Raw genomic sequence first — 14,505 nt, 5'->3', positions numbered from 1 at the left:
CACCTCTCGGTTAACCATGTTTTGCATGGGTATCCCCTTTGATGAGTCCGCCAAAACGGCCAGCAAAGGGGAGGCCCCAATCGGTAATAGTCGCCTCATCTAGATTCAGAGCAAGGCGATTAAGCTCATTTCCAGTTGCGTCAGAGGCCAATAAGGCAGCAATGACACTGCCGGCACTACTGCCCACAACAATATCGGGTCTGATGCCTTGGGCTGCCCCGGCGCCCAAAACTAATCCCAGCACCGGTTTTTTGCGGCCAATCAGGCTGCAAGAGCGCAGGCCTGCGGCACCGAAAAGGCTGCCCATGCCAATTCCAAGACTCAGGAATCTGCGGCGCTCGTCGCAATCTGGGGCGTCAAGCATGGGGAAAGGGGGTTTAGCGAGTTTTTTGTGTATGTGTCTATTGTATTGAGCCTACCTTATAATGGGCGCAAGGTGAGCGAAAAGGATTTCGTTTCAGCGCGGGCATATCCCAATAAGAACTGATGAGATAGATTGTCCGTAGTAGCTTGAGAACACCAAAACCCATTACTGAAATACATTTTTAAAGCTTAATCAGGATTGCTCCTGGTAGCCAGACTTTTATGGACGATCACAATAAGCGCGTAATTGAAACAGCCATCCTATGCGCACAGGAGCCCCTCGCCGTTGCTGATTTGTCTCGCTTATTTGCTGAAGACATCACCACGGCAGATATTGACGAGGCATTGGTCGAGCTGCAGCGTGCTTGGGATGATAAGGGCATGGAGTTAGTGCATATCGCGACTGGTTGGCGCTTTCAGAGCCGTCTTTCGATGCGCGAGTATCTTGACCGCCTGACTCCAGAAAAGCCACCAAAGTATTCACGCGCCGTGATGGAAACTTTAGCCATCATCGCCTATCGTCAGCCAGTAACTCGTGGCGAGATTGAAGAGATTCGCGGTGTTGCGGTTAGTAGCAACGTAATGAAGCAGTTCGAGGATCGTGGTTGGGTTGAAGTTATTGGCCATAAAGAAACGATTGGTCGCCCAGGCTTATACGCCACTACTAAACAATTTTTAGATGACCTCAGCCTCACTAATTTACAAAGCTTGCCAATCTTGGAAGATGCTGCGCCGATGGCTGCTGCGGAACAATTGGGGCAAGCTGTGATGGAATTTGATCCATCGGCAACCGTAGAAACCGTAGTGATTGATGCAGAAGCGCAAGAAGTGAATGAAGCTGAAGCATCAGTAGAGATGGAAACTGCAGCAGTCGAAATTACAGAAGTAGAAACAACTGAAGTGGTTGTGGAAGAAGCAACTATTGAAGTTGCAGAAGAAGTTACCTCTGAGCCTGAAGATCAATCAGACGAAACCAAATAATTATTAATGACAAGCGCCAACGAAAACAATTCATCCACGGTAGTCAATCCATCGGCAACCCCTTCCAATTCAGACGCTGCGCCATCAAATGCTGATGGCCAGAAGGCTGAGGGTGGGGAGGGTGGAGAACGTCGCCCACGCCGCCAAGGCTCAGGCAAACGCCCATTTAATAAGAAGCGTCCATTCAATAAAGATCGGCCACGTCGTGAGGGTGGCGAAGCTAATGGCCCACGAGAGGGCGGCAATAACCCATCCTCCAAGTTGGTTCCAAATGCGGTAGAGAGCGAAGCCTTATTTGCTTCAGTAGTCTCCGGTGAATTTGATGCGGCTTTAGATGCGCCAGAAATTGAAGAAGCAAAAAATCCTGATGGTGTGAGCGAGAGCGAGATTTCTCATCAAACTGGCGCTGAGCGTCGCGCACAGCGCGCTCAGCGTTCGCGTGAGGATGAGGATCCGGATGCGCCAACAGAAGACGAAGTCAGTAGTTTGCAATTTGCGAATGTGGATGATTTACCGCTGAGTTTGCGTGATGAAGTTTGGGCAGATCTGGATGGTCTTGATGACGACGCTGACGATGAAGACACGGTTAAGTTGCACAAGGTCTTGGCTGATGCTGGCATGGGGTCACGCCGCGATATGGAGGACTTGATTATTCAAGGACGTGTATCGGTTAACGGATTGTCGGCTCATATTGGTCAACGTATCGGACCTACGGATCAAGTGCGTATTAATGGCAAGCCTGTGCATCGCAAGATTCAGACTAAGCCACCACGTGTAATCATGTATCACAAGCCTGCTGGTGAAATCGTGAGTCAATCAGATCCAGAGGGTCGTCCAACTGTGTTTGATCGTTTACCAAAGCCGGGTCAAGGGCGTTGGATTGCCGTAGGTCGATTGGACTTTAATACTGAAGGTTTATTGCTTTTCACTACTTCTGGTGAATTGGCCAATCGTTTGATGCACCCTCGTTATGGTGTTGAGCGTGAATATGCTGTCCGCATTTTTGGTGAGTTGAGTCAAGAAAACACATCCCTATTGAAGAGTGGGATTACGCTCGATGATGGCCAGGCTAAATTCTTGCGCTTGGCAATGGGTGGTGGTGATGGCGCTAACCGTTGGTATCACGTTGCATTAAATGAGGGTCGTAATCGCGAAGTGCGTCGCATGTTTGAAGCGGTGGGACATACAGTCTCTCGCTTAATTCGAACTCGTTATGGCATCTTCTTGTTGCCTCCACGTTTAAGACGGGGTAAATGGGAAGAGATTGAGGCTGGCGGTATCTATAACTTGATGAAGTCTGCTGGCTTAAAAATGCCGCAGCCACAAGACAAGGGTCGTGGCCCAAATCCAAATAATCGTGATCGTCGTCCTGCTGGCGAGAATTTTCAGCCTGATCCAATGCAAACCTCGGTTTCTTATTGGGGTTCTCGTGACGCCTTAACCTTAGCGAGCGGCCATAATGGCTTAACGCACCAGGGTAGAGGCGGCAAGTCTGGCGGCGGAGGTTTTGGTGAAGGTCGCGGGCCTTTCCGAGGTCGCACCCAGGGCGGTAGACCAGGTCAGGGTGGTCAAGGTGGGCGTAGTGGTCAAGGTTGGCAAGGCCAAAATCGCAGTAAAGGTGGCAAAGTTCATCATAGCCAGTCTGCTTTTGTGACTGGCAACCCGCAGACCCCTGGAAATGGCCCAAAAAGAGGTGGACCAAAAGGGCGCAAACCCTTGAAGAAAGGACATAGAAAACCGCGCAATCCAGGCGAAAGCTTCTGATTTGTATCGATTTTCTCTTAAATAGGCTATAATTTTGATCTTACAGCGGGATTCTGCTGTTTTTAGTTGTTACCGACTGATGTTGCGATCAACGTAAGTCGGTCTGTTCTGAATTTCGAGAATATGGGCTTTGAAGCCCATTTTTTGTTGCCATTTTGATATGAAGGGGTGTCGTGAAGGATCAGCAGGTTATTTCTGCAGAGCTGGAAAACTTGGGTTACACGCTAGTTGATATTGAGCGTGAAGCCGGAGGTTTGTTGCGCGTCACGATTGAAAACCCAGATTATGAGCGCTTGATTACGGTGTTGGATTGCGAAAAGGTGAGTCATCAGTTGAGCTATACCTTGCCCGTTGAAAACATTCCTTACGAGCGCTTAGAGATTTCATCCCCAGGATTGGATCGTCCGGTAAAAAGCGCTGCTGATTTTGAGCGCTTCGCTGGTATGCAAGTAGATTTGAAGTTGCGTGTTGCCGTTGGTAATCGCAAGAATTTTCGTGGTGAGTTGCAAGGCTTGCTGAGTGGTGAATTGAATTCACCAGACGCAAAGTTTGGTTTGGTATTTGAGGGTGCTGATGGTCAGCCTTCTCAATTGGAGTTTTCTTTAGCCGAAGTCGATAAGACTCGGTTGGTCCCTGTTATTGATTTCAAAGGAAGAAAGTCATGAGCCGAGAAGTTCTCATGTTGGCAGACTCGTTAGCGCGTGAAAAAAACGTTGAACAAGCTATCGTATTTGAAGCGCTGGAGATGGCTTTAGCCTCTGCAACTAAGAAGCGTTATGCGACAGAAGACGTGGATATCCGCGTTTCAATTGATCGCGATACTGGTGAATACCAAACCTTCCGTCGTTGGTTGGTTGTTCCAAACGAAGCCGGTTTGCAAGAGCCGGATAAAGAGATTTTGCAATTTGAAGCCCAAGAGCAACTTGCCGACATCGAAGTTGGCGACTATATCGAAGAGCAAATTGAATCTTTAGCATTCGGCCGCATTGGCGCACAAGCTGCCAAACAAGTGATCTTGCGGCGCATTCGCGATGCTGAGCGTGAACAGATTTTGAACGACTACCTTGAGCGTGGCGAAAAAATCATGACTGGTACCGTTAAACGCGCCGACAAAAATGGCCTCATCATTGAATCCGGTCGCGTTGAAGCATTGCTGCGTCGCGATCAAATGATTCCAAAAGAGAACTTACGTTCTGGTGACCGTGTGCGTGCATACATTCTTAAAGTGGATCGCGAAGCACGCGGCCCACAAATCGAACTCTCACGCACTTGCCCAGAATTTTTGATCAAGTTGTTTGAGAACGAAGTTCCAGAGATGGAGCAAGGTTTGCTCGAGATCAAAGGCGCTGCCCGTGATCCTGGTATCCGCGCGAAAATCGCCGTGATTACTTACGATAAGCGTATCGATCCAATTGGTACTTGCGTTGGTGTTCGTGGTACTCGTGTTACTGCTGTCCGCAATGAAGTTGCTGGCGAAGCAGTTGATATCGTTTTATGGTCTGAAGATCCAGCCCAATTTGTGATTGGCGTCTTGGCTCCAGCCCAAGTGTCTTCTATCGTGGTTGACGAAGAGCGCCATGCAATGGATGTGGTGGTTGATGAAGAAAACTTGGCAATCGCAATTGGCCGCATCGGACAAAACGTTCGTTTGGCGAGTGATTTGACTGGTTGGCAAATCAACATCATGACTCCTGAAGAGTCAGCTGAAAAAACAGAAAAAGAAGCTTCTTCTGTACGCCAATTATTTATGGATAAGTTGGATGTGGATCAAGAAGTGGCGGATATTTTGATTGAAGAAGGCTTTAATACATTGGAAGAAGTGGCTTATGTACCATTGTCTGAAATGTTGGAGATCGACTCTTTCGATGAAGACACAGTGAATGAGTTGCGTACTCGCGCCCGTGATTCTTTGTTAACGATGGAGTTGGCAAAAGAAGACCGTATTGGCGAGGTGTCACAAGACTTGCGCTCATTAAAAGGCATGACAACAGAACTGATTGCCAAGCTTGCTGAAAATCAAGTTCATACCCGTGATGACCTTGCTGAACTGGCTGTTGATGAGCTGGTTGAGGCGACACAAATTGACGAAGAAACTGCGAAAACGCTCATCATGAAAGCGCGCGAACATTGGTTTACTTCATGAGAGGAAGTAGTGCATGGCAACAACAGTAAAAGTACTAGCTAAAGAATTAAAACGTACCGCGCCAGACCTTTTAGAGCGGTTGAAGGCGGCCGGCATTGAAAAAGGTTCTGAGGACGATAGCATCACCGAAAAGGACAAAACTGTCCTGCTCGAGCATTTGCAAAAAGCACATGGCAGCGCAGATACTGGCGCTCGTAAAAAGATTACTTTAATCAAGCGTGAGAGTTCTGAGATTCGTCAGGCAGACTCTGCTGGACGTACTCGCACCGTGCAAGTGGAAGTTCGCAAAAAGCGTGTGCTAGTAAAAGCAGGGGATAAAGCTCCTGAAGAAACTCCAGCAGCACCAGTTAAAGAAACTGTTCCTGCCGCGCCAGCTAAGCCAATTATTTCTGAGGAAGAGCTAGAGAAGCGCGCAGCTGCAGCAACTCGCCAGGCTGAATTGCTAGCCCGCCAAGAGGCGGAAATGAAGGCGGCTGAAGAGGTGCGCCAAAAAGAGGCGGCTGCTCCAGTGGTTAAGGAAGTTGCTCCTGTGGATGAGGCGCCAGCCGCTGCCGCAGTTGTATCAGAGAAAAAGGCTGAAGCTAACAAAGTTGAAAAAGATTTAGCTGCTAGCAAAGAAAAAGAATTGGCAGATATTCGTGCGCGTCGTGCTGCTGCCGAAGCGGAAGCTTTAGCGATTCGCGACATGATGAGTGCCCCAGCTCGTGTTCTAAAAGCGCCAAGTGAAATTACTGCAGAAGAAGCGAAAAAAGGCACTTTGCATAAACCTGCAAAAGCAGAAGGCGCCGACGACAAAAAGAAAGCGGTCGCTAAAGTTGGCGGCAAAACGATTAAATCTTCTGAGACATCCTCTACTTGGCAAGAAGAAGGTGCCAAGAAACCTGGTGGCCTCAAGACTCGCGGTGATTCATCGGGTGGAGTTGGCGGTTGGCGTTCAGGCGGTGGCCGTAAGAAGCAACGTCAAATTGCTGAAGCCAACGTGGATACCAACTTCCAGGTTCCAACAGAACCAGTGGTACGTGATGTGCATGTTCCAGAGACGATTACTGTTGCTGAGTTAGCTCACGCAATGGCGGTCAAGAGTGCAGGAGTGATTAAGTTGTTGATGGGTATGGGCCAAATGGTCACCATTAACCAGGTACTTGATCAAGATACTGCTATGATCATCGTTGAGGAGATGGGTCATAAAGCCCATGCTGCCAAATTGGATGATCCAGATTTAGATTTGGGTACTGATGGTCATGATGCGGAATTGTTGCCACGTCCACCAGTAGTAACGGTGATGGGTCACGTTGACCACGGTAAAACTTCTTTGCTCGATAAGATTCGCGCTGCAAAAGTAGCTACTGGTGAAGCTGGCGGCATTACTCAGCATATTGGTGCGTACCACGTGGAAACCCAGCGCGGCATGATTACCTTCTTGGATACTCCAGGTCACGAAGCCTTTACGGCAATGCGTGCTCGTGGTGCCAAGGCAACCGATATTGTGATCTTGGTGGTAGCGGCTGATGACGGCGTAATGCCGCAAACCAAAGAAGCGATTCACCATGCTATTGCTGGTGGCGTTCCATTGGTTGTGGTGATCAATAAGATTGATAAACCAGAAGCGAACTCTGAGCGTGTAAAAACAGAATTGGTTGCAGAGCAAGTAGTTCCCGAGGAATACGGTGGCGATGTGCCATTTATTCCGGTTTCCGCTAAAACAGGTGAAGGCATTGATGCATTGCTCGAGAACGTTCTCTTGCAATCGGAAATTTTGGAACTCAAGGCGCCAAAAGAGGCTCCAGCACAAGGTTTGGTCATTGAAGCTCGTTTGGATAAAGGCAAGGGCCCAGTTGCAACTATATTGGTTCAATCTGGCACGCTCAAGCGTGGCGACATGTTATTAGCTGGCTCTACATTTGGTCGCGTACGCGCTATGATGGATGAGAACGGTAAGCCATGTAATGAGGCTGGCCCATCGATTCCTGTGGAAATTCAAGGCTTGGCAGAAGTTCCTGCAGCGGGTGAGTCAGTTCAGGTGGTATCAGATGAACGTAAGGCTCGTGAGATTGCATTATTCCGTCAAGGCAAGTTCCGTGATGTGAAGCTCGCTAAGCAGCAAGCAGTCACGCTTGAAAACATGATGGAAAACATGGGTGAAGGCGCGATTGAGGCGAAGTTGTTGCCACTCATCATCAAGGCAGACGTTCAAGGCTCTCAAGAAGCTTTATCCCAGTCTTTAATGAAGCTTTCTACTCCAGAGGTGAAAGTGCAAATCGTTCACGCTGCGGTAGGTGGCATCACTGAAACTGACGTGAACTTAGCAGTTGCTTCTAAAGCGGTGATTATTGGCTTTAACTCCCGCGCAGATGCAGCAGCGCGTAAGTTGGCCGAGAACAATGGCGTGGATATTCGTTATCACAACATTATTTATGACGCTGTAGATGAAGTGAAGTTAGCTCTGAGTGGTATGCTGACTCCAGATAAGAAAGAAGAAATCACTGGTCTCGTTGAGATTCGTCAGGTCTTCTTGGTATCTAAAGTGGGCGCGATTGCTGGTTGCTTGGTTGTTGACGGTATCGTTAAACGTACTTCAAGCGTTCGTCTCTTGCGTGACAACGTGGTTATTTGGACTGGCGAGCTGGATTCTCTCAAACGCTTTAAAGATGACGCAAAAGAAGTTCGTTCCGGTGTTGAGTGCGGTCTGTCATTAAAAGGTTATAACGACATCAAAGAAGGCGATCAGCTCGAGGTGTTTGAGGTAAATGAAGTGGCGCGTTCACTCTAAGCATTCTGGGTAATATGCATAAAACTAGCCCGCATCGCAACCAGCGTCTCGCCGATCAAATTCAGCGAGACCTGGCCGAACTGATTCCTCGTGAATTGCGTAGCCCCAGTTTGGGCTTGATTACTCTGCAAAGTATCGAGCTCACTCCCGATCTCGCGCATGCAAAAGTGTTTTTTACTGTTTTGGGCGCGGAGCCTGAGCATACATTAAAGGCGCTTCAGGAAAAAGCAGGCTACTTACATTCACTATTGTTTAAGCGTTTGCACATTCATACTGTGCCCACATTGCATTTTCACTATGACAGCTCGGTTGAGCATGGCATAGAAATGTCTCGATTGATCGATCAGGCCGTAGAGAGCGATCATAAAGACGAGACAAGGTAATTCATGGTCATCAGAATCGACGGCGTAGTGCTGCTAGATAAACCCGCTGGAATGAGTTCGCAGGGTGCGGTAACCGCTGTTAAGCGCGCCTTCAATGCGGATAAAGCGGGTCATGCTGGCACCTTGAATTCTATGGCTACGGGCTTATTACCAATCTGCTTGGGTGAGGCCACTAAATATTCACAGGATTTGCTTGAGGCTGATAAGACTTATATCGCGCGTGTGAAGTTTGGTTCGCGCACCGATACTGGTGATGCAGAAGGTCTCATTATTGAAGAGCTGCCTTTGCCTGTATTTGCAGACGAAGCGACAATTAAAACCGCATTAGATGCATTGCTTCCTCAATTTACTGGGGCGATTTCTCAGGTGCCGCCAATGTATTCAGCGCTCAAGCGCGATGGCAAACCTTTATACGAGTATGCTCGCGCCGGTGTTGAATTAGAGCGTGCCCCACGCGACATCACTATCCACTCCATTCGCTGGACAGAGATCCATTGGCCAGAAGCTACTTTAGAAGTGAGCTGTAGTAATGGTACCTATATTCTTGTACTTGCCGAAGATATTGGTAACGCACTGGGCTGTGGTGCTCATTTAGTTGGTTTACGCCGTACTGAAGTAGGGCATCTTAATCTTGAACAATCTTTTACGATTGAGTCTATTCAGAGTGGTCTGCAAAATAGCGCTGACTATATCTCGCCGGTGGACGCGCTCCTGCAAACCTTGCCACACTTAACCGTGGATGAGCAACAAGCTAAGCGTCTTGAGATGGGGCAACGTGTTCCACTCAATCTGCCATCTATCGCGCTACTGCTGCTACCCATAACTTTATTGACACTGCTGATTGGCGTTCTGGAGTTTTGCATCCAAAGCGCTTAATTTCACAGGCTCATTAATGAATCAATATTTATAACCCCTTTATTTATCTTTAACTGTAGAAGCTTCACATGACTAAACGCGCACTTCGTAACATCGCCATCATCGCCCACGTTGACCACGGTAAAACTACCTTGGTTGACCAACTCTTGCGCCAATCTGGCACATTCCGTTCCAATGAAAAAGTGACCGAACGCGTCATGGACTCAAACGATTTGGAAAAAGAGCGTGGTATTACTATTTTTTCCAAGAACTGTGCGGTGGAGTATGACGGCACACACATCAATATTGTTGATACCCCAGGACACGCGGACTTCGGTGGTGAGGTGGAGCGTGTTCTCTCGATGGTTGACGGCGTCTTGCTTCTCGTTGATGCAGTTGAAGGACCAATGCCACAAACTCGCTTCGTAACCAAGAAAGCTTTGGCTTTAGGCTTGAAGCCAATTGTGGTGATTAATAAAGTGGATCGCCCAGGTGCTCGCACAGATTATGTAATCAATGCCACTTTTGAATTGTTTGACAAATTAGGCGCTAGCGAAGAGCAATTAGACTTCCCAGTCGTTTATGCATCCGGTCTAAATGGTTATGCTGGCATGACTGATGATGTTCGTGAAGGTGATATGCGCCTGTTGTTCGATACCGTGTTAAAGCATGTACCAGTGCGTGATGACAATCCAGCAGGTCCATTGCAGTTGCAAATTACTTCTATTGAATACAGCGCCTACGTTGGTAAGATCGGTGTGGGCCGTGTAAATCGTGGCACAGTGAAACCAGGCATGGACGTAGTATTCATGGATGGTCCTGAGGGTGTGCAACGCAAAGGCCGTATTAATCAAGTATTGCAATTCCGCAGTTTAGAACGTGAATTGGTAGATGAGGCGCAGGCTGGCGATATCGTATTGGTAAACGGTATTGAAGATTTGGCGATCGGAACAACGATCTGCGCGCCAGACACCCCTGAAGCATTGCCTATGCTGAAGATTGATGAGCCTACATTGACCATGAACTTCATGGTGAATACGAGTCCATTGGCTGGCCGTGAAGGCAAGTTTGTTACTAGTCGCCAGATTCGCGAACGCTTGGATCGTGAATTGAAATCGAATATGGCTTTGCGCGTGAAGGACACTGATGATGACACCGTATTTGAAGTGTCAGGCCGCGGCGAATTGCATCTCACCATCTTGGTGGAAACCATGCGTCGTGAAGGTTACGAATTAGCTGTATCCCGTCCACGCGTGGTTTTCCATGAGGAAAATGGCGTGAAGATGGAGCCGTATGAGAACTTAACGGTTGACGTAGAAGACACTACTCAAGGCGCCGTAATGGAAGACTTGGGCAAGCGTAAAGGTGAATTGCTCGATATGGTTAGCGATGGTAAAGGCCGTACACGTCTTGAGTACCGCATTCCGGCACGTGGTTTGATTGGCTTCCAAGGCGATTTCATGACCATGACTCGTGGTAACGGTTTAATGAGTCATACATTTGATTCTTATGCGCCCGCTAAAGACGGCATCTTGGGTGAGCGTCATAATGGCGTGTTGATCAGCCAAGACGATGGCGAAGCAGTTGCTTACGCATTGTGGAAGTTACAAGACCGCGGTCGTATGTTCGTAAGCCCTGGAGATCCTTTGTACGAAGGTATGGTGATCGGTATTCATAGTCGCGATAACGATTTGGTTGTGAACCCAATTAAAGGTAAACAATTAACAAACGTTCGTGCTTCTGGTACTGACGAAGCGGTTCGCCTGGTTACTCCGATCGCCATGAACTTGGAATACGCAGTTGAATTCATTGATGATGATGAATTGGTTGAAGTAACACCGAAGAGTATCCGTATTCGTAAGCGCTACCTCAAGGAGCATGAGCGTAAAAAAGCCTCACGCGAGTAAGCTAGCTTAAGCTACACAATAAAAGTCACCTCCGGGTGGCTTTTCTTCTTCAGATAATGCAAATATTCCAAAAATAGAAACACATCAGAGTAAGAAAATCAAATACATGCTCCCATCGATTGAACAACGTCTTGCCAAAGAACTCTCCGCCAAGTCAGCTCAAGTAGCTGTCGCTATAGCTCTGATGGATGAGGGCGACACCGTTCTATTTATCGCCCGTTACCGCAAGGAGGCGACTGGCGGCCTAGACGATGCGCAGTTACGTTTACTAGAAGAGCGTTTAACGTATTTGCGTGAGCTGGAAGATCATTGTAAAATTATCGCTGCATCTATTGAAGAGCAAGGCAAGATGACGCCAGAGTTGCTAAAGGCCATTATGTTGGCCGAAGATAAGACTCGCTTAGAGGATCTCTATCTGCCGTACAAGCCTAAGCGTAGAACTAAAGCGCAAATTGCTCTGGAAGCTGGCTTTGAACCTCTGCCAAATGATCTGCTAAATAATCCAAAGCTGGATTCTGAAACAGAAGCCACGAAATATGTCAGGGAGGCTGTTCAGGTTGATGGCACCGATAACCCGGTGTGCCTGATACGAAAACCGCTCTTGAAGGTGCACGTCAAATTTTGATGAAGCGCTTTGCTGAAGATGCCGCTCTTGTGCAGTCCCTCAGAACGTATTTGCAAGATCATGGGGTCGTAGAGTCCAAAGTGATTTCTGGCAAAGAGCAAGAGGGTGAAAAATTTGCTGACTACTTTGATGGCTCTGAGCCGATTAAAGCCATTCCATCTCATCGCGCTTTGCCTCTATTTAGGGGGCGTCGTGAGCAAATGCTCATGGTGAGCTTGCGCTTAGACTCTGAAGAAGAAAAGCCCAAGTGGGATTCGCCACAAAATCCTTGCGAAAATCGAATTGCTAATCATTTCAAGATCAAAAACGAAGGTCGACCAGCAGATGCTTGGTTGGCTGACACCGTGCGCTGGACGTGGCGCATTAAGTGCTCCTTGCATTTAGAGTCGGAGTTAATGACAGCATTGCGTGAACGCGCAGAAACTGAGGCAATCAATGTATTGGCGCGTAATCTGAAAGACCTGCTTTTGGCCGATCCTGCTGGCCCTAGAGTCACTATCGGCCTAGATCCAGGCATGCGCACTGGCGTCAAGGTGACGGTAGTCGATGCTACTGGGAAGGTAGTCGACACGGATGTGATCTATCCCCATCAACCCAACAATGATTGGGCGGGCTCATTGCATACTTTGGCTAAGCTAGCCGAGAAACACAATGCGACTTTAAGTGCGATTGGTAATGGCACTGCCTCTCGTGAAACAGACAAACTTGCACGGGATTTTATTAAAGCAAAACCGGAGCTCAAGCTCACCAAGATCGTTGTGTCAGAAGCAGGCGCATCGGTTTACTCCGCCTCGGAATATGCTTCAAAAGAATTGCCAGGCATGGATGTCTCTTGACGTGGCGTCGTATCGATTGCGCGTAGATTTCAAGATCCACTGACTGAATTGGTCAAGATTGATCCTAAATCGATTGGCGTTGGTCAGTATCAGCATGATGTGATGCAAACTCAGTTGGCTAAATCGCTAGTGGCAGCGGTGGAGGATTGCGTAAATGCTGTTGGCGTGGACGTCAATACCGCCTCTTCGCCCCTATTGGCGAGGGTTTCACGGTTGAGTTCCACGGTGGCCGAAGGAATTGTGGCTTATCGAGACAGTAAGGGCGCATTCAAATCCAGAGCAGAACTCAAAAGCGTTCCACGTCTTGGAGATAAGACGTACGAACAGGCCGCTGGATTCTTGCGCATTATGAATGGTGATGATCCATTAGATGCTTCTGCAGTGCATCCAGAATCCTATCCATTCGTTGAGAAGATATTGAAGGACATTAGAAAGGTGTGAAAGAAGTCATCGGCGATAGCAGCTTGCTTAAATCACTTGCACCAGAGAAGTATGCTGATGGTCAGTTTGGCGTACCGACGGTAACCGACATCATCAAGGAATTAGAAAAACCAGGCCGTGATCCACGTCCGGAATTTACTACTGCCACATTTAAATATGGCGTAGAAAAAATCAGCGATCTCAAAACGGACATGATTCTAGAGGGCGTTGTTATCAATGTGGCCGCTTTTGGAGCCTTGGTGAATATTGGCGTGCATCAAGATAGATTGGTACATATTTCCGCGCTTTCCAATACCTTTGTTAAAGATCCCCATAGTGTGGTCAAGGCAGGGCAGGTGGTTAAAGTCAAAGTGCTTGCGGCTGATGAAAAGCGCAAGCGCATCGCTTTAACCATGCGATTAAGCGATGAGGCCACTAAACCGGGAGTCAAGTCTGAACAAAGAGCGCTAAATCGCCTGAAATCGACTGAAGCTAGAAGGCCTCAAGAGGAGAGAAGACAGGCTCCTCCTATAAATAATGCGATGGCGGCGGCTTTTGGCAAGCTCAAGAAGTAAACGGTAGATCTATGACAGGCCACATGGGGCCTGTCATATTAATGTCATATATTTCTATATAATTGGAAATATGAAAAATACAGATGCGGTACAGGCTTTTTTAGCGCTAGGGCAAGAGTCCAGGCTCAATGTCTTTCGCTTGATTGTGCAGAAGGGTGATGTTGGCCTTACGCCTGGTCAAATTATTGAAAAATTAGGTATCCCTAATGCAACCTTGAGTTTCCATCTAAAAGAGTTGGTGAACGCCAATCTCTTATTGGTTGAGAGGCAGAGTCGAAATTTAATTTATCGACCCAATGCTAATTTGGTACAAAGTCTGAGTGGATTTTTATTAGAAAACTGCTGTGGTGGAAAGGATTGCACCACGGTGAAAGTCACCAAGCGGTCTAAATCACTATGAAGCAGTACAACATTCTTTTTCTGTGTACCCACAATTCGGCTAGATCAGTATTGGGCGAGGCGCTAGCCTCAACCCATCCTAGTGGTCGATTCGTGGGGTGCTCCGCTGGATCTACTCCCGGCACGCGGGTAAATCCTTTTGCCGAAGAGATTGCAAAAGACTTGGGTTACCCTGAATCAAAACTCAGAAGCAAAAGCTGGGATGAGTTTAGTGTGCCTTCTGCGCCAAAGATGGATTTTATTGTGACGGTCTGTGATAACGCTGCTGGCGAGACTTGTCCTTTTTGGCCAGGCAGTCCAGCGACAGCGCATTGGGGCTTTCCGGATCCCTCCCAAGTTCAGGGTTCAGATGATGAAAAGAGAAGGGCGTTCAACGAGGTCATGATTGGCCTCAAAAAGCGACTCGATATCCTTGCAAATATGCCCTTGGAAAAGCTGGCCTCCATCTCACTGGAACAAATACATACGCAGACCTAAATACCTA

Annotated in this window: 11 protein-coding genes and 1 pseudogene; 11 read left to right on the top strand and 1 reads right to left on the bottom strand. The window is 47.9% G+C overall.

Annotated elements, in window-relative coordinates:
* Positions 1-10: 10 nt before the first annotated feature.
* A complete protein-coding gene (locus DXE35_RS10525) occupies positions 11-307 on the bottom strand; it encodes a patatin-like phospholipase family protein (RefSeq protein ID WP_231970045.1) in 297 nt (98 codons plus the stop codon).
* Between the two features lie 278 nt (positions 308-585).
* Between DXE35_RS10525 and scpB the strand changes: the two genes are divergently transcribed.
* From scpB to DXE35_RS05385, 11 genes and pseudogenes are all read left to right on the top strand, one after another.
* Positions 586-1,344 (top strand): SMC-Scp complex subunit ScpB, encoded by a 759-nt coding sequence (gene scpB / locus DXE35_RS05435; protein ID WP_114689814.1) that lies wholly within the window; start codon positions 586-588, stop codon positions 1,342-1,344.
* Positions 1,345-1,350: 6 nt separating this feature from the next.
* Entirely contained in the window at positions 1,351-3,108 is a 1,758-nt protein-coding gene (locus DXE35_RS05430) for a pseudouridine synthase (RefSeq protein WP_114689813.1), read from the top strand.
* 173 nt (positions 3,109-3,281) lie between these two features.
* Positions 3,282-3,773, top strand: a complete 492-nt coding sequence (gene rimP, locus DXE35_RS05425) for a ribosome maturation factor RimP (RefSeq protein ID WP_114689812.1) — start codon at positions 3,282-3,284, stop codon at positions 3,771-3,773.
* Positions 3,770-5,251: a transcription termination factor NusA gene (nusA, locus tag DXE35_RS05420; RefSeq protein ID WP_114689811.1), complete on the top strand. Its 1,482-nt coding sequence runs from the start codon at positions 3,770-3,772 to the stop codon at positions 5,249-5,251. The genes rimP and nusA overlap by 4 nt, the downstream gene beginning before the upstream one ends.
* Positions 5,252-5,264: 13 nt before the next feature.
* Complete coding sequence (infB, locus tag DXE35_RS05415) at positions 5,265-8,021, top strand: translation initiation factor IF-2 (RefSeq protein ID WP_114689810.1); 2,757 nt, start codon at positions 5,265-5,267, stop codon at positions 8,019-8,021.
* Positions 8,022-8,035: 14 nt separating this feature from the next.
* Entirely contained in the window at positions 8,036-8,404 is a 369-nt protein-coding gene (gene rbfA, locus DXE35_RS05410; protein WP_114689809.1) for a 30S ribosome-binding factor RbfA, read from the top strand.
* A gap of 3 nt (positions 8,405-8,407) precedes the next feature.
* A complete protein-coding gene (truB, locus tag DXE35_RS05405) occupies positions 8,408-9,280 on the top strand; it encodes a tRNA pseudouridine(55) synthase TruB (RefSeq protein ID WP_231970044.1) in 873 nt (290 codons plus the stop codon).
* 68 nt (positions 9,281-9,348) lie between these two features.
* Positions 9,349-11,166, top strand: coding sequence for a translational GTPase TypA (typA, locus tag DXE35_RS05400; protein WP_114689808.1), 1,818 nt, complete (start codon positions 9,349-9,351; stop codon positions 11,164-11,166).
* Between the two features lie 106 nt (positions 11,167-11,272).
* Positions 11,273-13,622 (top strand): annotated as a pseudogene (locus tag DXE35_RS05395) (Tex family protein).
* Between the two features lie 70 nt (positions 13,623-13,692).
* The gene (locus tag DXE35_RS05390) at positions 13,693-14,022 is read left to right on the top strand and encodes an ArsR/SmtB family transcription factor (RefSeq protein ID WP_114689807.1); all 330 of its coding nucleotides are present in this window, start codon (positions 13,693-13,695) and stop codon (positions 14,020-14,022) included.
* Positions 14,019-14,498, top strand: coding sequence for an arsenate reductase ArsC (locus DXE35_RS05385; RefSeq protein WP_114689806.1), 480 nt, complete (start codon positions 14,019-14,021; stop codon positions 14,496-14,498). The genes DXE35_RS05390 and DXE35_RS05385 overlap by 4 nt, the downstream gene beginning before the upstream one ends.
* Positions 14,499-14,505 lie beyond the last annotated feature (7 nt).

It is taken from the genome of Polynucleobacter necessarius (genome assembly GCF_900095215.1).
GTDB classification, from domain to species: Bacteria; Pseudomonadota; Gammaproteobacteria; order Burkholderiales; family Burkholderiaceae; genus Polynucleobacter; species Polynucleobacter necessarius_H.
Note: the sequence above shows the minus strand (reverse complement) of the source record. Positions and strands in the feature narration are given on the sequence as shown.

What these genes read in the sequence shown, in the direction of transcription:
- nusA (WP_114689811.1), top strand. Translation starts at nt 3,770, where the DNA reads ATGAGCCGAGAAGTTCTCATGTTGGCAGACTCGTTAGCGCGTGAAAAA.
- DXE35_RS05430 (WP_114689813.1), top strand. Translation starts at nt 1,351, where the DNA reads ATGACAAGCGCCAACGAAAACAATTCATCCACGGTAGTCAATCCATCG.
- typA (WP_114689808.1), top strand. Translation starts at nt 9,349, where the DNA reads ATGACTAAACGCGCACTTCGTAACATCGCCATCATCGCCCACGTTGAC.
- scpB (WP_114689814.1), top strand. Translation starts at nt 586, where the DNA reads ATGGACGATCACAATAAGCGCGTAATTGAAACAGCCATCCTATGCGCA.
- DXE35_RS05385 (WP_114689806.1), top strand. Translation starts at nt 14,019, where the DNA reads ATGAAGCAGTACAACATTCTTTTTCTGTGTACCCACAATTCGGCTAGA.
- infB (WP_114689810.1), top strand. Translation starts at nt 5,265, where the DNA reads ATGGCAACAACAGTAAAAGTACTAGCTAAAGAATTAAAACGTACCGCG.
- DXE35_RS10525 (WP_231970045.1), bottom strand. Translation starts at nt 307, where the DNA reads ATGGGCAGCCTTTTCGGTGCCGCAGGCCTGCGCTCTTGCAGCCTGATT.
- DXE35_RS05390 (WP_114689807.1), top strand. Translation starts at nt 13,693, where the DNA reads ATGAAAAATACAGATGCGGTACAGGCTTTTTTAGCGCTAGGGCAAGAG.
- rbfA (WP_114689809.1), top strand. Translation starts at nt 8,036, where the DNA reads ATGCATAAAACTAGCCCGCATCGCAACCAGCGTCTCGCCGATCAAATT.
- truB (WP_231970044.1), top strand. Translation starts at nt 8,408, where the DNA reads ATGGTCATCAGAATCGACGGCGTAGTGCTGCTAGATAAACCCGCTGGA.